Raw genomic sequence first — 17,385 nt, forward strand, 5'->3', positions numbered from 1 at the left:
TATCGAGCCGATTTTCGAAGCCATGGGCTTCACCCACATCGCCAACCACCGCTCCAAGGATGTCGAGCTGTGGCGCCAGGGCGGCATCAACTTCCTGATCAATTACGAGCCGGAAACCCAGGCTTACTTCTTCGCCAAAGAGCACGGCCCGTCCGCGTGCGGCATGGGCTTCCGCGTCAAGGACGCAGCCGCGGCCTATGAAGAATGCCTCGAGCGCGGCGCCGAGCCGGTGCTGACCGAGCCGGGCATTTCCGAGCTGGTCATCCCCGCCATCAAGGGTATTGGCGGCGCCTCGATCTATCTCATCGACCGTTTCGAGGACGGCAAGTCGATCTACGACATCGATTTCGAATATCTCGATGGCGTCGACATCCATCCGGAAGGCTGTGGCTTCAAGATCATCGATCACCTGACCCACAACGTCTACAAGGGCCGTATGGACTACTGGGCGAATTACTACGAGAATCTCTTCAACTTCCGTGAGATCCGCTATTTCGACATCAAGGGTGAATACACCGCGCTCTTGTCGCGCGCGATGACCGCTCCGGACGGCCTGATCCGTATCCCGCTGAATGAAGAGAAGTCGGAAAAAGTCGGCCAGATCGAAGAATATCTGCGCGAGTACAAGGGCGAGGGCATCCAACACATCGCCTTCTCCTGTGACGACCTCGTCGCCTGCTGGGACCGTCTGAAAAAGGCCGGCACCCAGTTCATGACGGCGCCGCCGGACACCTATTACGACATGCTGGAAGAGCGCCTGCCGGGCCATGGCGAGCCGACCGAGGAATTCCGCAAGCGCGGCATCCTGCTCGACGGCACCACCGAGGGCGGCTCCCCGCGTCTGCTGCTGCAGATCTTCTCGGAAAAGGCCATCGGCCCGATCTTCTTCGAGTTCATCCAGCGCAAGGAAGATGAAGGCTTCGGCGAGGGCAATTTCAAGGCCCTGTTCGAGTCGATCGAACGCGACCAGATCAATCGCGGCGTACTGAACACCGAAAACGCTTAAGGAGGCCGGCATGAGCGTCGAACTCAAGCGCATTCACCACGTCGCCTATCGCTGCAAGGATGCGAAGGAGACGACCGAGTTCTACAAGAAGGTGATGGGTATGGACCTGGTCCTGGCCATCGCCGAGAACGAGGTGCCGTCGACGAAAGAGCCCGACCCCTACATGCACATCTTCCTCGATGCGGGGATGGGCAATGTGCTGGCCTTTTTCGAACTGCCCAACTCCCCGGAGATGGGCCGCGACGAGCAGACCCCGCAATGGGTGCAGCACATCGCCTTCGAGGTGGAAGACCTCGACGCGCTGAACAAGGCCAAGGAGCATATTGAAGGCGAAGGCCTGGACGTGCTCGGCCCGGTCAATCACGGCGTCTTCAAGTCGATCTATTTCTTCGACCCGAATGGTCACCGCCTCGAACTGGCCGCCAATACCGGCACGCCGGAACAGATGAAGCAGCTCAATGAAGTTGCGCCTCTGATGATCGAGGAATGGAGCCAGACCAAGCGCGCGCCCAAGCACGCCGCCTGGCTGCACGAGCAGGACTAGCGGCGCCAGCCGCAGTCCCGGACTTGCCCCCTCTAACGGAAGCGGGGGATCCGGGATCGAGAGACGACAAACGCCCCGGCCCCCAGCGCCGGGGCGTTTTCATTTGCCGCCGCACACCGCATTGGGGATAAGGCTGACTATGACAGGCTATGACCAGTTAACCCCGGGGCTGCCATGATCATCTCCCGCCTCACCAAGGCCGTCCGCGAACAGAACTGGTTCGCTGTCGCGCTGGAATTCGTCATTGTCATTTCCGGTGTCGCCATTGGTTTCCAGATCACCGCCTGGAATGAAACCCGCCAGGATGAAGCGCGTGAAGCGCTGGTTCTGGCCCGGTTGCAGACCGATTTCGAGGTCATCCACGCCAATACCGAAACCGCCCTGGCAGACCTGGAACAGCGCGCCGGCCATGCCGCCGCCTTTGTCGAGGTGATCACCGATGAGGCGGTCCCCTCCCACTCCGAGGACTTCCGCACCGCCCTGGCCCTCACCATCGGCACACCGGTCCCGGCCGGCCGGTCGGCGACCTATATCGAGCTGCTGGCCAGCGGCGAGATGCGACTGGTCCGCTCAGAGGCCCTGCGGCGGGCCCTGGTCGAGTTTGATGAACAGGTCAGGCGGCACGAACTGGCCTATGGAACACTCGCCCAGCTGGTCATCGATAACAACGCCATTCTGCTGGAATACCAGTCACTTCTGATCGCGACACAGGGCGAAAACGGCCCCTATCAGGGCGATATCGAACGGATCCGCACGTCGGCGGAGCTGCTCTCCAGCGCCCAGTTGATGGACAGTGTCAGCCGCTTCAATCTGAGTTGGCACCAGGGCCGTCTGGAGACCGCGGATGCGGTATTGCAGGCCCTGGCCGCCGGTACGGACTAGTCCACCGGTTCACTCAGACGCGCCATCAGCGGCCGCGCCTTGAGGCTCCGGCTCAGTCGCTCGACCGTTTGCGCCAGGTCGACCCCCAGCTCCGCATCGAGCGCGCGATAAATCTCTTCCATCTTCGGCGACAGGCGCATCAGGGCCTCGGCCTGGCGATAGCCTACCTGGGTGAGGAGAAAATCTACCCGCTGGGCCCGCGGCTGCACGCTGCGCCGGGCATAGCGCTGCTCGACCAGCTTGCGCACCCGGCGCCCGACCACGGCCGGGCTCTCCCCGACGCTTTCGGCCAGCAGATTGAGCGACATTGGCCCGTACTGCCACAGGGAAAGCAGGATGGTGGTGCACTCCGGTGGGCTCTCGATGCCGTGCTCGGCGGCAATGGTCTCGACCTGGTTGTCGAGCTGGCGTAGGAGGCGGTGCAGCCGCGAAATATAGAGCATGCGGCCGAGATCGGGATCGTCATAAATGAGGGGCATGGCGGGGACCTGTCTTGTCCGCCAAACGTGATCACCTCGGGCTTGCCCCCGCCTTGCGGCCAGATTGCGCTTTGGTCATGCCGCAGACAGGTCCGGCCGCTCAGCCTTCGCGGCGGGCAAACAGCGCCGCCCAGGCCGTCAGAACGAGGCCGGCCACGAGCGGGGTCAGGAATACCATCCACAGCGCGGCAATATCGCTGCGCAGACAAGCCCCGGCCGGGTCCGCCGATATCTCCATACCGTGTGTGTCGCGCCACTTAGACAGTATTTGATCTCGGGATGGGTCACCGCCACCGCTCCTAGACCAGCCGGGCCTGGGTACCTTCGCCGGGCACGGTCAGCCACTCGCCCTCCTGGCGCACATTGCCGACCGATTTATTGGCCTCGGAATATTCCAGACTGCCATCGGGTAATCCCGTCAGCAGCGGTTCGATCGCGTCGCGGTCATTGGCGGGGTCGAGCCAGAGGTCATAATGATCCGGCCGCAGGATCACCGGCATGCGCGAATGCAGTTGCGACATTTCCTGATTGGGCCGGGTGGTGAGGATGGTGAAGCTCTCCACCCGCTGCCCCTCGATCTCGGTGCGATCCCAGAGCCCCGCAAACCCGAACCAGTCCTGATCCTTCACCGTGATCCACCAAGGCTGTTTGGCGCCCTTTTCACCGGTCCACTCGTAGAACCCGATCGCCGGCACGATGCAGCGGCGCTTGCGGAACGGGTCGCGGAAACTGGCGGTCGAGGCCGCAGTCTCAGACTTGGCATTGAAGGTGGAATATTTCATCTCCGACAACGGCTTGGACCAGAAATGCGGCACCAGACCCCAGCGCGCCATGACGGCTTCGCGGTGATCCTCGACATGACGGATGATCGGTGCGTCCTGCGTCGGGGCGATATTCCAGCGGGGCTGCATATTCAGCGCCGCCTGCTGGAGCTTGAACATCTCCTGCAGGATCCACCACTCCAGCTTTCCCAACGCATACCGTCCGCACATCCAGCCAGACTAGCGCGGCTGGCGGACGATCGCGAGCCCATTCGATTAGGATTTGAACCAGGATACTCCGGCCCCGCAGCCGGCGAGACCGGCGGGCCGGCATGCTTCATCCCGCGCTTTCGCTCGTCTCCACAGCAGCTTATACAGGTTGGAACTTGCGGCCCTGCGGCCGCGCGGCGCCTGAAGGGGGCTTTGGCATGTCGCGGACGAGTGATTGGATCGACGCCTTTTCCGGCCGGCGGCTGACCGTGTTCGGCGATGTCATGCTCGACCGTTTCACCTTCGGCGACACAACCCGGATTTCCCCGGAAGCCCCGACCCCGGTCTTCCGCGTCGACCGCTATGAGCAGATGGTCGGCGGCGCCGGCAATGTGGCGCGCAATATCGCGTCGCTGGGCGGTGACGCGGTTCTGGTCGGCCTGATCGGGACGGACAAGGTCGGCGATGCCCTGCTCGAGGCGGCGGCCTCGACCGAGCGACTGGAAACGCGCCTGGCTCGCACAACCGATGCCCGCACCTCGGTAAAAACCCGTTTCGTCGCCAAGAGCCAGCAAATGCTGCGCGTCGATGAGGAAGATGTCGGTCCGCCGTCCAGCGCCGGGCTGGACGACATGATGGCGGAGCTCTCACGCGCCCTCGACCAGGCTCATGCCCTGGTCCTGTCCGATTATGCCAAGGGCGTGCTCAGCGATGAGGCGATCAAGCGTGCCTCCGTCCTGGCTGCAGACCGCGGCATCCCGGTCATCGTCGATCCGAAATCGCGCGAGCTGTCGCGCTATCGCGGCGCCACGGTGATCACGCCGAACGCCAAGGAAGCGGAAGAAGCGACCGGAATCTCCTGTGCCGATGATGCCGGTGCCGAGCGGGCCGCCGCCGCGATCAGCGCCGCGGTCGGCTGCCCCTTCGTGGTCATTACCCGCGGCCCGAACGGAATGACCGTGCTCAACAAGGATGGCGAGGTCCGTCACTTGCCCACCGCAGCCCAGGAAGTCTTCGACGTCTCCGGCGCCGGTGACACGGTGGTTGCCGCGCTCGCCCTCGGCCTGGCCTGTGGTGCGCCGATCGAGGCGGCGGCCGAGCTCGCCAATCGCGCCGCCGGGGTCGTTGTCGGCAAGATCGGCACGGCGACCGTCTCGGCCGCCGAGCTTCATGTCGCCCTGCATGGCGGCGGACCGGACGGCTCCATTATTGTCGACCTTGAGGGCGCCAGGCGCGCGACGCAGGCCTGGCAGGCCCAGGGGCTGAAAGTCGTCTTCACCAATGGCTGTTTCGACCTCATCCATCCCGGCCACATCTCCATTCTCGGCTTCGCCAAATCCCAGGGCGACAAGCTCATCGTGGCCCTCAATACCGATGCCTCGGTTCAGCGCCTGAAGGGCCCGACCCGCCCGGTCCAGGATGAAGCTTCCCGCGCCACCGTGATGGCGGCCCTGCGCGATGTGGATCTTGTCGTGCTGTTCAACGAGGACACGCCGCTCGAAGCAATCACCGAGATTGGCCCGGACGTGCTGGTCAAGGGCGCCGACTACAAGCCGGACGAAGTCGTCGGCGGCGATGTGGTCCGGGCGCGCGGCGGCGAGGTTGTCCTGGCGCCGCTGGTGCCGGGCAAGTCCACCACGGCGGCCATTGCGCGGGCCAAGAGCTGAGCGGAATGACCGGACCTTACCTCGTCCTGCTTGATCGCGACGGCACCATCAATGTCGACAAGCATTACCTGGCCGATCCGGACGGGCTGGACCTGCTTCCGCAGGCTCTGGACGGCCTGAAGGCGATGCAGGATGACGGGGCGGTGCTGACCCTCGTCACCAACCAGTCCGGCGTCGGCCGCGGTTATTTCGACCTGGACACGGCCCATGCCATCAATGACCGCCTGGTCGGCATGCTAGCCGATGCCGGCATCCATATCCGGCATGTCGCCATGTGCCCGCATGCACCGGGCGAGGACTGTCACTGCCGCAAGCCTAAAACCGGCATGGCCGAGGAAATCGCCCGCGAGACCGGTCTCGAGCTGAGCCAGGCCTGGGTCATCGGCGACAAGGCCAGCGATGTCGAACTCGGCCTCAATATCGGCGGGCGCAGCCTCTTGATCGGGCCCGCCGATGCGGCCGATCATGGCCAGGCTGCCAGCGTGCCCCATCTCGCGGCGGCGGCCGCCCATATCCTTTCCAGCAAAGCGAGCTGACACCCATGTTCATCGTCACCGGCGGCGCCGGCTTCATCGGATCGAATATCGTCGCGGACCTTGCGGCGCAAGGCAAAGCCGTCGCCCTCATCGACGAGCTGGGCACTGACGCAAAGTGGAAGAATATCGCCAAGCATACGCTGGAGGACGTGATCCATCCCGATCAGACGTTCGAGGCGCTGGATTACCATGCCGGCCGGATTGAGGGCATCATCCATATGGGCGCGATCTCGGCCACGACCGAGCGCGATGGCGACCTGATTGCGCGCACCAATTTCACCCTGTCACGTGATCTCTGGGACTGGTGCTCGGCGCGCGATGTGCCCTTTGTCTATGCCTCCTCAGCGGCCACCTATGGCGATGGCGAGCAGGGCTTTGATGATGATGACGACCTCGTTTCGATGTCGAAACTGCGCCCCTTGAATGCCTATGGTTGGTCGAAATGGCTGTTTGATTGCTGGGCCCGCCGCCAGGTCGACGAGAAACGGGCCGCGCCGCCGCGCTGGGCCGGGCTGAAATTCTTCAACGTCTATGGCCCCAATGAGCAGCATAAGGGCTCGATGCGCTCGGTCGCCATCCAGGTCTTCGAACAGGTCTCCGAGACCGGCAAGATGAAACTCTTCGCCTCCGACCATCCCGATTACGAGGATGGCGGGCAGATGCGCGATTTCGTCTGGGTCGAGGATTGTGCCCGCACGGCAATCTGGTGCGCGACCGGTCTGCAGGAGAACGGCATCTACAATGTCGGCTCCGGCAAGGCGCGCAGCTTCAAGGATCTCGCCCTGGCGGTCTTCGCCGCCATGGAGCGCGAGCCGCAGATCGAATTCATCGACATGCCGGACAAGCTCAAGGGCCAGTACCAGTATTTCACCCAGGCCCGGATGAGCCGCCTGGTTGCGGCCGGCTGCCCGGTCAATGGCACCGCCCTGGAAGACGGCGTCGGCCAGTATGTCCGCGACTTCCTCGCGACCGACGACCCGTTCCGCTAGCCGGTCCGAACCCGTGCCACGGCCTTGGCCCAGCCGGCCCGCGCGGACTGGCGCGCCTGGCCGTCGAAGTCCGGCTTGAAAGCCCGGTCCGCCTGCCATAGCGCGCGCCCATCCTCGAGCGATTTGAACATCCCGACCTTGAGACCGGCCAGGAAAGCCGCACCCCATGCGGTCGTCTCGGTATTGACCGGGCGCACCACTTCGGCGCCGGACATGTCGGCCATGCGTTGCAGGAAGGCGTTATTGCGGGCCATGCCGCCATCGACCCGCAGGGCCTTGGTCTGCATTCCGTCCGCGGCCATGGCATCGAGCAAGTCACAGGTCTGCTGCACCGTGCTGTCGATCGCCGCAGCTGCGATCTCGGCCCGGCCATCACCGCGGGTCAGCCCGGTAATGGCGCCGCGCGCTTCGGGATCCCAATAGGGCGCGCCGAGCCCGGTAAAGGCCGGCACGAGATGCACGGTGTGATCCGGCTTGGCCGCCGCGGCGAGCGCCTCGATCTCGCTCGCCTGTGCGATCAGGCCCAGCCCATCCCTTAACCACTGGATTGTCGCGCCGGCGGAAAGTACAGACCCTTCAAGGGCATAACTCGTTTCGCCGGCGATACGATAGGCGATCGTGGTTAACAGCTTGGCCCTGGAAGTCACGGCTTCAGAACCCGTATTGAGCAGCATGAAGGCGCCGGTGCCATAGGTGGATTTCATCTCGCCGGGCGCAAAACAGGCCTGGCCGATGGTCGCCGATTGCTGGTCTCCGGCGACACCAAGGATCGGAATATCGCGGCCGAAATGGGCCGCATCCGTCGCCCCGAAATCATCGGCGCAATCCTTGACCTCGGGCAGCATGGAGGCGGGGACCTTGAACAGGTCCAGCATCGCCGCATCCCAGGTGTTGGAGCCGATATTGAAGAGCGAGGTGCGGCTGGCATTGGTGGCGTCGGTGGCGTGGACCTGGCCGCCGGTGAGGCGCCAGATCAACCAGCTGTCGACCGTGCCGAAGGCCAGCTCGCCGCGCTTGGCCCGGTCCCGGGCCCCATCGACCTGGTCGAGGATCCAGGCGATCTTGGTGGCCGAGAAATAGGGGTCGAGCAGCAGACCCGTCGCCGCCTGCACCGCCGCACCATGGCCGCCCGCTTCCAGCCCGGCACAGATCTCGGCGGTCCGTCGGTCCTGCCAGACAATGGCATTGTGCAGCGGCCGGCCGGTCTTGCGGTCCCAGACCAGGGTCGTCTCGCGCTGATTGGTGATGCCGATGGCCTCGACCCGCCAGCCCTTCTTCTCCGCGGCGCTCAGGGCTTCGCGTGCCGTCGACAGCACGGTGGCCCAGATCACTTCCGGATCATGTTCAACCCAACCCGGCTGCGGGTAGATTTGCGGGAATTCGGACTGGGCGATGGCAATCGTCTCGCCCTTGAGGCTGAACACGATGGCGCGCGAACTCGTCGTACCCTGATCAATCGCCAGCAAGGCCTTGCGCTTTTTGAACATCGTCTCCCCCGAATGATTTATAGCGGAACTATAACCGTGACGGCGGCGGACGAAACACGCTAGGTTCAGCGCGGGCAGGGAAAGACTTTTATGACCGATCCAGAATTCCAGCAGTCGCGGCTGAAAAGCCCGACCGGTGCCGATCTGGCGCTCTACACCTATGAGGCCGAGACAACGCCGCGCGGCATTGTCCAGATCAATCACGGCCTGGCTGAATATGCCGGCCGCTATGCGCCCTTTGCGGCCTATCTCGCCTCACGCGGCTATCATACCATCGGCCACGACCATCGCGGCCATGGCCGCACCGAAGCCGAGGACGGTGCCCCGCGTCGCTTTGCCGACAAGGATGGCTGGATCAAGGTGATGGATGATGTCGCCGCGGTTCAGGCCGAGGCGCGTAAGCGCTGGCCGGGTCTGCCTCTGGTCATTTTCGGCCACTCGATGGGCTCGGTGATTTCGATGAATTTCGTCATGCGCCATCCCGATGCGGTCCAGGGCGCAGCGCTGTGGAATGGCAATATGGCGCTTGGTGCCAACAAGGTCGCCATGCGGATCGTCCTGTTCTTTGAAGCCCTGGTCGGCGGCCCCTTCACACCCAGCCTGACGCTGGAGAACCTGACCTTCAAGGGCTGGAACAAGCGCTTCCCGGAAGGCCGCACGGACGCCGATTGGCTGTCCCGCGATACCGCCGAGGTCGACAAATACGCCGAGGACGAGATCTGCGGCTGGCCGTCTTCCGTCTCGCTCTGGCGCGATTTTCTCGGCGGTGTTTCCTATGCGGAGAAGGACCAGAACCTGGCCAATATCCCGCGCGCCCTGCCCTTCCACCTGATCGGCGGGTCCAAGGACCCGGCCACGGATAACGGCAAGGCCGTCAAACACCTGGCCAAGCGCCTCAAGCGCGCCCAGTTCCGTGATGTGCAGCTCGAAGTGCTCGAGGACTTCCGCCACGAGACGCTGATGGAAATCGGCCGCGAGGAGCAGATGGCGGCCTTCGCTGACTGGCTGGACCGCGTCACCGGCCACGCATGAGCCGGGCCGACGTCGCCATTATCGGCGCCGGCGCCGCGGGCATGTTCTGCGCCATCGAGGCTGGCCGCCGCGGCCGCAAGGTGGTGATCATCGATCATGCCAAGGCTCCGGGCGAGAAGATCCGCATTTCCGGTGGCGGCCGCTGCAACTTCACCAATATCCACGCCGCGCCGGAAAATTTCCTCAGCGAGAACCCGCATTTCGTCAAATCGGCGCTGAAGCAATACACCCAGTATGACTTCATTGACTGGGTCGATCGCCACGGCATTGCCTGGCATGAAAAGACGCTGGGCCAGCTCTTCTGCGACAACTCCGCCAAGGACATTATCGCCGCCCTGCGCGAGGATATGAGCGAAGCCGGGGTGGATCTGCACCAGCGCGAAACCCTCGAGTCTTATGCGCGCACCGCGGACGGGTTTGCCCTTACCCTCGGATCCGGGGAGCGGCTGGAGGTTGGATCCCTCGTTATAGCCTGTGGCGGCAGGTCGATCCCGAAAATGGGCGCCACCGGGTTTGGCTATGAGATTGCCGAGCATTTCGGCCTCGCCGTCACGGAAACCCGCCCGGCCCTGGTGCCGATGACCTTCGATACGGCCGCCCTGGAGGAGTTCTCCGCCCTTGCCGGTGTTGCAGCGGACGTTCGTGCCTTCAACGCCAAGGCCAGTTTCGACGAGGCCATGCTGTTCACCCATCGCGGCCTGTCCGGCCCGGCCATCCTCCAGCTGTCCTCCTATTGGCGCGAGGGCGAGGATATCGAGATCCGCCTGGCGCCTGGCACCGACTGGCTCGAGGCCCTGCGCGACCGGCGCAAGAACCAGGGTGGCCAGTCTCCGGAAGCCGTCCTCAGCCAGATCCTGCCCAAACGCCTGGGCAGTTTCCTGGCCGAGAAAATGGGCGCCCAGGGCAAGCTCGCAGAATGGTCGGAAAAACGGCTCCGGGCCCTTGCCCATGACCTTGAACACTGGACGCTCCGCCCCGTCGGGTCGGAGGGCTATCGCACAGCGGAAGTGACGCTGGGCGGTGTCGACACGGCCGGGCTCAACAGCAAGACGATGGAAGCCAAGACCCAAAAAGGCCTCTACTTCATCGGTGAAGTTGTTGACGTGACGGGCTGGCTCGGCGGATACAACTTCCAGTGGGCCTGGTCATCAGGCTGGTGCGCGGGCCAGCACGTCTGATCCCGCATCACGGGTAAAGCATTCGAGTACAGCTGGTTGCACAAAAAACCTTAGCAATATTCGGTCTGTGCAGGTATCAAGACTTTGGTAAACGCTGTTCGCCGCCAACCCTGATTTACATGTTTGAGCACCGGATACTTCCGCATGCCGATGAATAAGTCCTATCTAACAGCCTTGGTCATTTTCGCCGCTATTGTGCTTCTGTTTGCGGTGGGAACGCTGATGGGCGGCGGCAATGCATCGACACGGACCAATACCGAGAAAACCGCACCGCTATTTCAGGTCGTAACGCGCCGAGTCGAAGCCCAGCCGCGTCCCGCCATCCTCGCCCTGCGCGGCCGCACCGAAGCCTTTCGGGAAGTCGTCGTTCGAGCCGAAACCGGCGGCCGCGTGGTAGCCACTCCGGCCCTCGAAGGCGGGCTGATTGCCGCGGGCGATGTGATGTGCCGCCTCGATGTTGATGCCCGTGCAGCTGCGCTCGACCAGGCCGAGGCAGATCTGCGCGCCCGCCAGCTGGAATATGATGCCGCCGTGGAGCTCTCGGCCCGCGGTCACCGCTCGGCCAACCAGGTCGCAGCCCTGGAAGCGGCACGTGATGCCGCTCGGGCGCGCTTGCAGGCGGCGCGTGAAGAGATCGCCAATATCGAGCTCTTGGCCCCGTTTGACGGGATTTTCGACGGCCGCATCGCCGAAATCGGCGATTATCTGCGCCCCGGCGACCCGTGCGGCACGGTGGTCCAGCTGGACCCGATCCTGATTGTTGCGGAAGTCGCGGAGCGCGATGTGAGCGCCCTGGAATCCGGCATGCCGGGCCGGGCTGAACTGGTCACCGGCGATGCCATTGAGGGCCAGGTCCGCTTTGTCGAGCGCCGCGCCGACCCGGCAACGCGGACCTTCCGCGTCGAACTGGAAGCATCCAATCCGGACGGGGCCTATCGCTCCGGCGTCACCGCCAATATCGCCATTCCGCTGGCCGCGGCACCGGCCCATCGTGTTCCGACCTCGGTCCTGACCCTGAACGCATCCGGCGATCTCGGCGTCCGCATCGTCACCAATGGCGACACGGTCCGCTTCATGACGGTCGAACTGCTCGCCGATGATGGCGAAGAGGTCTGGGTGTCGGGCCTTCCGACCATCGCCGAGGTGATCGTGCTGGGACAGGAATTCGTCTCCGACGGGACCCGGGTGGAGGTCGCTCCCGAGGAGGCTGGCCAGTGACGGGTATCGTCGATTTCGCGATCAACCGGTCGCGCATGATCCTGGCCATCTTCCTGTGCGCCCTTGTCGCGGGAATGATTTCCTTCATCACCCTGCCGCGCGAAGCCGACCCGGATATCCCCTTCCCCTTTGTCATCGTCACCGTGCCGCTGGCCGGCATTTCACCGGAAGACGCCGAGCGCCTGATCGTTCGCCCGACCGAGACCGAGCTGCGGGCGCTGGACAATATCGAGGAACTCGACAGTGTCGGCGCGCTCGGCGCCGGTTTCCTCGTCGCCGAATTCGACGTGCCTTTCGACAGCGAGCAATCCGTCCTCGATGTGCGAGAAGCGGTCGACATGGCCCGCCGGGAATACCCGGAGGATGCACGCGAGCCGATCATCCAGGAATTCAATTCCGCCCTCGCGCCAACCATTGCCGTCCAGGTCTATGGCGAGGCGCCGGAACGCACGCTCTATCGCATCGCCCGCGACCTGCAGGACGAGCTGGAAGCCCTGCCGCAAATCCTCGAGGTCAATATCCAGGGCATCCGCGAGGAATTGCTGGAAATCGTCGTCGATCCAGCCTTGCTGGAGACCTATGGCGTTACCTATGGCCAGCTCTTCCAGGCCGTGCAGTCAAACAATCAGCTGATCGCTGCCGGGGCGCTCGACAGCGGCGAGGCGCGTTTCCAGGTCAAGGTGCCGGGCCTGTTTGAAAGCGCTGATGACGCCCTCAACCTGCCGCTCGCCTCCTCCGGAGATGCCGTGGTCACGCTGGCTGATGTCGCTAATGTGCGCCGCACCTTCAAGGATGCCGACAGCTTCTCGCGCTATAATGGCGAGACCGCCTTCACACTTCAGGTCGTGCGGCGCTCCGGCGAGAATATCATGGACACGTCCGCCGCGGTGCGCGCGACCACGGCGGAAATGGCCGAGACCTGGCCGGCCACAGTGCGCCATGATTTCAGCCTCGATCTTTCCACCTATGTGCGCGACAGCCTGCAGAGCCTGACCAGCTCGATCATGCTGGCCATTCTCCTCGTTCTCATCCTCGTGATCGCCGCGCTGGGCGTGCGCTCGGCCCTCCTGGTCGGCCTCGCCATTCCCTCCAGCTTCCTGTTCTCCTTCCTGCTACTCGATGTCTACGGGCTGACGATCAACATGATGGTGATGTTCGCCATGGTGCTGGCGGTGGGACTGCTGGTCGATGGCGCCATCGTCGTGGTCGAATATGCCGACCGCAAGCTGGCCGAGGGCGACACACGGCGCGAAGCCTATCTGGCGGCCGGCAAGCGCATGTTCTGGCCGATCGTATCCTCAACGGCGACGACGCTGGCGGCTTTCCTGCCCTTCCTGTTCTGGGATTCCATTCCGGGCCAGTACATGGCCTATCTGCCGCTGACGCTGATCTTCGTGCTGTCAGCTGCGCTGGTCATGGCGCTGATCTTCCTGCCGACGCTCGGCTCGGTCCTCGGCCGCAAGGGCGGGGTGGTCGATGAGGCCAGCGCTGTCGCTTACCTCAACGCCCAGGAAGGCGGCGACCCGCGGCAATTGCCGGGCTTTACCGGCTGGTATGCCAAGCTGATCGCGGCGCTGGTGCAGCGCCCGCTGGCGGTCTCCGGAGCGGCCGTGGCCGTGGTCATCGTGGTCCTGTTCAGCTTCATCGCCCAGGCCAATTCCATGTTCGGACTGGAGCCGAAACGCTCCGAATTCTTCCTCGATAGCGAGCCGGAGCAGCTTTACGTCTTCGTGCGCGCGCGCGGCAATCTCTCCCCGACCGAGCAATACGAGCTGTCACTGGAGGCTGAACGCCGGATCGCCGGGATTGAAGGCATCAAGGGCTATTACACGGTTGCCGGCCAGTCGCCGGGCCAGTCGCCCTTTGACGGCACCCGCTCCCCGCCGGCCGACAGCGTGGCGCGCATCTTCATCGAGTTCTATCCCTATGGCGAGCGCCCGAATGGGCGCCTGATCGAACGTCAGATCCGCGAGGCCTTGGTGGGTATCCCCGGCGTCATTATCGAGGTTCGTCCCTTCGAGCAGGGCCCGCCCGTGGGCAAGGATGTCCAGGTCCAGCTACGCTCGGATGACATGACCGCCCTGGTCGAGGCCACCCGCCTGGTACGGGGCTATATCGACCAGGTCGAGGGCCTCACCGATATCGAGGACACCCTGCCTCTCCCGGGTGTGGAATGGCGTCTGCAGGTCGATCGCGAGGAAGCTGGTCGCTTCGGCGCCGATGTCAGCCAGGTCGGCGCGGCCGTCCAACTGGTTACCGCCGGCTCCCTGGTCGGACGCTATCGTCCCGATGATGCCGATGAGGAAGTCGATATCCGCGTGCGCTTCCCGGAGAGCGATCGCGATATCAGCCGGCTCGATGATCTGCGCGTCAACACGCCCAATGGTGCCGTGCCGATCTCCAATTTTGTCACCCGCGAGGCCCGGCCGCGCGTCGACACCATCAATCGTCGCGACGGCAAGCGCTATTTCATGGTCCGCGCCAATGCCGAAGAGGGCTTTGCCGGCAATGTCCTGTTGATGGAAGTCCAGGCCTGGGTCGAAAGCCAGATCGCCTCCGGCACCATCCCGGCTCAGGTCGAGGTCAGCTATCTCGGCGCCGACGAGGAAAATGCCGAGGCCGGCCAGTTCTTTATTGGCGCCATGCTCGCCTCGCTCTTCATGATGGGCGTCATCCTCTTGTGGCAGTTCAATAATTTCTGGCACGTCATTCTGACCCTGCAGGCGGTAATCCTGTCCGTTGTCGGCGTGCTGCTCGGCGTGATCCTGACCTTCCCCTATATCTCGGTGCTCTTCCTGGGCACCGGTATCGTCACCCTCGCCGGCATTGTGGTGAACAATAACATCGTCCTGATCGACACCTTCCACCGCCTGCGCGGGCTCGGCATGAGTGTCGATGAGGCCGTGGTTCGCACCGCCTCCCAGCGCCTGCGCCCGGTCATGCTGACGACGATCACGACGATTTTCGGCCTGCTTCCGATGGTGTTCCAGATCAATGCCAATTTCGCCAGCGCCCAGCTCTCGATCGGCGGGCCGGCGAGTGAATGGTGGGTGCAGCTCTCCTCAGCCGTGGTCTGGGGTCTGGGCTTCTCCACCCTGCTGACGCTGCTCTTGACCCCGGTCCTGCTCGGCGCGCCGAGCCGTATGGGTGATTGGCGGCGCAAGGTGATCGGCCAGGTGCTCGGCCGCCCGGCCTCGCAGCCGAACCCGCAGCCGGAACCGGCGGAATAGAGGAAATCACAGATGAGCCATATCGATCCGACCCGTGACGCTTTCCAGACCTTCAAGGATCTCGACCGGTCCCAGCCGATCGAAATGCTCAACCTGATCCGCCTGCGCGACAAGGCCGCCTATCCCGACGGCCGCGAGGCGACCGGGGCCGAGGCCTATGCCAATTACGGCAAGTTCTCCGGCCCCATCTTCCAGGGTGTCGGCGGCAAGATCATCTGGCGCGGTCAGCCGCAAAGCATGCTGATCGGCCCCGCCGATGAAGCCTGGGATATTGCTTTCATAGCTGCCTATCCGAGCGCTGGCGCCTTCCTGGAAATGGTCACCAACAAGACCTACCAGACAGACGCAGTGCCTCACCGCCAGGCCGCCGTGCGCGACAGCCGCCTGGTCCGGCACCTGCCGCTTGGCGGCGGCGATCAGTTCGGCTAGTTGCGCCTGATCAGTCGCGATAGACCCGGATCAAGCGACCATCCGGGGCATCTTCCAGGACCAGAAGCGATCCGTCCGGAGCGACGCGGACATCGCGCAGGCGGGCTTCCAGCTCACCGAGGATAATCGCCTCGCCGACGACTTCGCTGCCGTCCAGGTCGACAATACGCAAATGCCCGCCCGCCGTGCCGGCATCGCCGGCAATCAGGGCCGAGATGATGAGGTCGCCATCCCATTCGGGGAACATCTCGCCGCGATAGATGGCCATGCCGGCCGGAGCGATCGAGGGCGTCCAGTAATGGACCGGATCGGTGACGCCGGGATAGGTCTCGAACGGGGTCACGATAGCGCCGGTATAATCAATGCCATAGCTGGTGATCGGCCAGCCATAATTGGCCCCGGCGCGGAGGATATTGATCTCGTCGCCGCCGCGCGGACCGTGCTCATGGGAGTAGACCGTGCCGGTCTGTGGGTCGCGCACCACCGCCTGCGGATTGCGGTGGCCATAGGTGAAGACGCCCGGCCCACCGCCCTCGACGGCACTCGGCATCGGCGTGCCGTCATCTGCGAGATGGACATAGGTGCCGAAATGGGTTTCCGGTCGCTGGGCCTCTTCGCGCAGATCAAATCCGTCGCCAATACCGAGCAGGATGGAATTATCCTCAAGGAAGACCATGCGCGCACCGTAATGCACATCGGTGGGGCGGCGCGGTTCGGCGGCGAAGATCTCTTCGAAATCCACCAGCGCACCCGCTTCAAACCGGCCCCGGCCCAGTTTCAGCGTATTGTCGCGCGGCGTGCCCTCCGACCAGGTCAGGTAGACAAGGTTATTGGTCTCGAAGTCCGGGTGCAGCACCACATCGAGCAGACCGCCCTGGCCGGAATAGAGCGAGGCCGGAACGCCGGAGACCGGCGTATCAGCGAGCGCGCCGGTCGTGTACCAGCGCAAGGCCCCAGACTTTTCCGTGATCAGCATATCGCGGTCAGGCAGGACGGCGACGGCCCAGGGATGGTCGAGCCCTGCGGTCACGATTTCAGTGGAATACTCATCTTGCGCCCACACAGCGCCGTTCAATCCTGCGGCCAGGATCAAGCTGGTCAAGAAACGCACGGTCAGCCCCTTCGCTAGTCTGTCAATCAATCTAGCACTCCGAGCGCTTGACGCCACCTGCTGGTCATGGCTCGCTAGGCCGGAAGAGATGGAGGGGTTCATGCTTCGCACGATTACGGTTTTCCTGCTGGCGCTGATCACCGGCACAATCCTGGTATCGATAGCCAACACCCATGTCGTACTGGAAGGCCTGACCGGCGTCGGCGCGGAAATCCCGACAGCGGTCCGGGCCGAGGCCATTTTGGATGATCTGACCGGTTTCGGGCCGGTTCTGGGGATCCTGCTCCTGATCGGTTTCCTGATCGCCTTCCCGGTGGCGGGCTTCACAGCGCGGCTTCTCGGACCGGGCTGGCGTAATATCGGATACACGCTGGCGGGCGGTGTCGCCGTCTTCGCCATCATCAGCGGCATCACGCTTTACTATAACCAGATGCTGGATTCGACGATCACGCCTGTGGCCTCGGGCCGTAACTGGTCGGGATTGCTTGTGCTTTCACTCGGTGGCGCGGCCGCTGGCCTTGTCTTTGCCCTGCTCAAACCCGCCGCTCACACCGAATAAGGTCAATGCCGGCCGCATAATCTGTCTCAAATCCGGCTCGAAATCCGGACAGCTCTTTAAAAGCCCG

17 protein-coding genes are annotated in these 17,385 nt (G+C 63.8%); 12 read left to right on the plus strand and 5 right to left on the minus strand.

The window, feature by feature from the left end:
• The 3 genes from hppD to Q1V51_RS05620 all read left to right on the plus strand — a co-directional run.
• On the plus strand, window positions 1-1,006 hold a 1,006-nt coding region (gene hppD / locus Q1V51_RS05610), incomplete at its 5' end, for a 4-hydroxyphenylpyruvate dioxygenase (RefSeq protein ID WP_300553992.1).
• 10 nt (window positions 1,007-1,016) lie between these two features.
• Window positions 1,017-1,550: a VOC family protein gene (locus tag Q1V51_RS05615; protein ID WP_300553994.1), complete on the plus strand. Its 534-nt coding sequence runs from the start codon at window positions 1,017-1,019 to the stop codon at window positions 1,548-1,550.
• 174 nt (window positions 1,551-1,724) lie between these two features.
• Window positions 1,725-2,432, plus strand: a complete 708-nt coding sequence (locus Q1V51_RS05620) for a hypothetical protein (protein ID WP_300553997.1) — start codon at window positions 1,725-1,727, stop codon at window positions 2,430-2,432.
• Here Q1V51_RS05620 and Q1V51_RS05625 read toward each other — a convergent pair.
• The 3 genes from Q1V51_RS05625 to Q1V51_RS05635 all read right to left on the minus strand — a co-directional run bounded on the left by Q1V51_RS05625 (window position 2,429) and on the right by Q1V51_RS05635 (window position 3,903).
• Complete coding sequence (locus tag Q1V51_RS05625; RefSeq protein ID WP_300553999.1) at window positions 2,429-2,911, minus strand: hypothetical protein; 483 nt, start codon at window positions 2,909-2,911, stop codon at window positions 2,429-2,431. The two genes, Q1V51_RS05620 and Q1V51_RS05625, sit on opposite strands and share 4 nt — an antisense overlap.
• 100 nt (window positions 2,912-3,011) lie before the next feature.
• Window positions 3,012-3,149 (minus strand): hypothetical protein, encoded by a 138-nt coding sequence (locus Q1V51_RS05630; protein WP_300554002.1) that lies wholly within the window; start codon window positions 3,147-3,149, stop codon window positions 3,012-3,014.
• Window positions 3,150-3,210: 61 nt separating this feature from the next.
• On the minus strand, window positions 3,211-3,903 hold the full coding sequence (locus Q1V51_RS05635; RefSeq protein ID WP_300554005.1) for an SOS response-associated peptidase: 693 nt from the start codon (window positions 3,901-3,903) through the stop codon (window positions 3,211-3,213).
• 197 nt (window positions 3,904-4,100) lie between these two features.
• On the opposite strand from Q1V51_RS05635, the gene rfaE1 reads away from it, so the two are divergent.
• Genes rfaE1 through rfaD form a run of 3 tightly spaced genes read left to right on the plus strand, consistent with a single transcriptional unit; the run spans window position 4,101 to window position 7,074 of the window.
• Complete coding sequence (gene rfaE1, locus Q1V51_RS05640; protein ID WP_300554008.1) at window positions 4,101-5,549, plus strand: D-glycero-beta-D-manno-heptose-7-phosphate kinase; 1,449 nt, start codon at window positions 4,101-4,103, stop codon at window positions 5,547-5,549.
• A 5-nt stretch (window positions 5,550-5,554) separates the two neighbouring features.
• Complete coding sequence (locus tag Q1V51_RS05645; protein WP_300554011.1) at window positions 5,555-6,085, plus strand: HAD family hydrolase; 531 nt, start codon at window positions 5,555-5,557, stop codon at window positions 6,083-6,085.
• 5 nt (window positions 6,086-6,090) lie between these two features.
• The gene (rfaD, locus tag Q1V51_RS05650) at window positions 6,091-7,074 is read left to right on the plus strand and encodes an ADP-glyceromanno-heptose 6-epimerase (protein ID WP_300554013.1); all 984 of its coding nucleotides are present in this window, start codon (window positions 6,091-6,093) and stop codon (window positions 7,072-7,074) included.
• On the opposite strand, the gene glpK is transcribed toward rfaD, so the two are convergent.
• Complete coding sequence (gene glpK / locus Q1V51_RS05655; RefSeq protein WP_300554015.1) at window positions 7,071-8,561, minus strand: glycerol kinase GlpK; 1,491 nt, start codon at window positions 8,559-8,561, stop codon at window positions 7,071-7,073. The two genes, rfaD and glpK, sit on opposite strands and share 4 nt — an antisense overlap.
• Window positions 8,562-8,651: 90 nt before the next feature.
• Here glpK and Q1V51_RS05660 point away from each other — a divergent pair, with 90 nt between their 5' ends.
• From Q1V51_RS05660 to Q1V51_RS05680, 5 genes are all read left to right on the plus strand, one after another.
• Window positions 8,652-9,593, plus strand: coding sequence for an alpha/beta hydrolase (locus Q1V51_RS05660; RefSeq protein WP_300554017.1), 942 nt, complete (start codon window positions 8,652-8,654; stop codon window positions 9,591-9,593).
• Entirely contained in the window at window positions 9,590-10,771 is a 1,182-nt protein-coding gene (locus Q1V51_RS05665) for an NAD(P)/FAD-dependent oxidoreductase (RefSeq protein WP_300554020.1), read from the plus strand. Before Q1V51_RS05660 ends, Q1V51_RS05665 begins: the two co-directional genes overlap by 4 nt.
• Before the next feature lie 144 nt (window positions 10,772-10,915).
• Window positions 10,916-11,989 carry an efflux RND transporter periplasmic adaptor subunit gene (locus Q1V51_RS05670; RefSeq protein WP_300554023.1) on the plus strand — a complete coding sequence of 358 codons (1,074 nt, stop codon included), beginning with the start codon at window positions 10,916-10,918 and terminating at the stop codon, window positions 11,987-11,989.
• A complete protein-coding gene (locus Q1V51_RS05675) occupies window positions 11,986-15,219 on the plus strand; it encodes an efflux RND transporter permease subunit (RefSeq protein WP_300554026.1) in 3,234 nt (1,077 codons plus the stop codon). The genes Q1V51_RS05670 and Q1V51_RS05675 overlap by 4 nt, the downstream gene beginning before the upstream one ends.
• Window positions 15,220-15,231: 12 nt before the next feature.
• Window positions 15,232-15,648, plus strand: a complete 417-nt coding sequence (locus Q1V51_RS05680; RefSeq protein ID WP_300554029.1) for a DUF1330 domain-containing protein — start codon at window positions 15,232-15,234, stop codon at window positions 15,646-15,648.
• Window positions 15,649-15,658: 10 nt separating this feature from the next.
• Here the strand turns inward: Q1V51_RS05680 and Q1V51_RS05685 are convergent, their stop codons facing one another.
• Entirely contained in the window at window positions 15,659-16,759 is a 1,101-nt protein-coding gene (locus Q1V51_RS05685; RefSeq protein ID WP_300554032.1) for a PQQ-dependent sugar dehydrogenase, read from the minus strand.
• Between the two features lie 100 nt (window positions 16,760-16,859).
• Here Q1V51_RS05685 and Q1V51_RS05690 point away from each other — a divergent pair, with 100 nt between their 5' ends.
• Window positions 16,860-17,318: a hypothetical protein gene (locus tag Q1V51_RS05690; protein ID WP_300554034.1), complete on the plus strand. Its 459-nt coding sequence runs from the start codon at window positions 16,860-16,862 to the stop codon at window positions 17,316-17,318.
• Window positions 17,319-17,385: the final 67 nt, after the last annotated feature.

Source organism: Maricaulis sp. (assembly GCF_030149235.1).
Classification (GTDB): Bacteria; Pseudomonadota; Alphaproteobacteria; order Caulobacterales; family Maricaulaceae; genus Maricaulis.

What these genes read in the sequence shown, in the direction of transcription:
- Q1V51_RS05615 (WP_300553994.1), top strand. Translation starts at nt 1,017, where the DNA reads ATGAGCGTCGAACTCAAGCGCATTCACCACGTCGCCTATCGCTGCAAG.
- Q1V51_RS05620 (WP_300553997.1), top strand. Translation starts at nt 1,725, where the DNA reads ATGATCATCTCCCGCCTCACCAAGGCCGTCCGCGAACAGAACTGGTTC.
- Q1V51_RS05625 (WP_300553999.1), bottom strand. Translation starts at nt 2,911, where the DNA reads ATGCCCCTCATTTATGACGATCCCGATCTCGGCCGCATGCTCTATATT.
- Q1V51_RS05630 (WP_300554002.1), bottom strand. Translation starts at nt 3,149, where the DNA reads ATGGAGATATCGGCGGACCCGGCCGGGGCTTGTCTGCGCAGCGATATT.
- Q1V51_RS05635 (WP_300554005.1), bottom strand. Translation starts at nt 3,903, where the DNA reads ATGTGCGGACGGTATGCGTTGGGAAAGCTGGAGTGGTGGATCCTGCAG.
- rfaE1 (WP_300554008.1), top strand. Translation starts at nt 4,101, where the DNA reads ATGTCGCGGACGAGTGATTGGATCGACGCCTTTTCCGGCCGGCGGCTG.
- Q1V51_RS05645 (WP_300554011.1), top strand. Translation starts at nt 5,555, where the DNA reads ATGACCGGACCTTACCTCGTCCTGCTTGATCGCGACGGCACCATCAAT.
- rfaD (WP_300554013.1), top strand. Translation starts at nt 6,091, where the DNA reads ATGTTCATCGTCACCGGCGGCGCCGGCTTCATCGGATCGAATATCGTC.
- glpK (WP_300554015.1), bottom strand. Translation starts at nt 8,561, where the DNA reads ATGTTCAAAAAGCGCAAGGCCTTGCTGGCGATTGATCAGGGTACGACG.
- Q1V51_RS05660 (WP_300554017.1), top strand. Translation starts at nt 8,652, where the DNA reads ATGACCGATCCAGAATTCCAGCAGTCGCGGCTGAAAAGCCCGACCGGT.
- Q1V51_RS05665 (WP_300554020.1), top strand. Translation starts at nt 9,590, where the DNA reads ATGAGCCGGGCCGACGTCGCCATTATCGGCGCCGGCGCCGCGGGCATG.
- Q1V51_RS05670 (WP_300554023.1), top strand. Translation starts at nt 10,916, where the DNA reads ATGCCGATGAATAAGTCCTATCTAACAGCCTTGGTCATTTTCGCCGCT.
- Q1V51_RS05680 (WP_300554029.1), top strand. Translation starts at nt 15,232, where the DNA reads ATGAGCCATATCGATCCGACCCGTGACGCTTTCCAGACCTTCAAGGAT.
- Q1V51_RS05690 (WP_300554034.1), top strand. Translation starts at nt 16,860, where the DNA reads ATGCTTCGCACGATTACGGTTTTCCTGCTGGCGCTGATCACCGGCACA.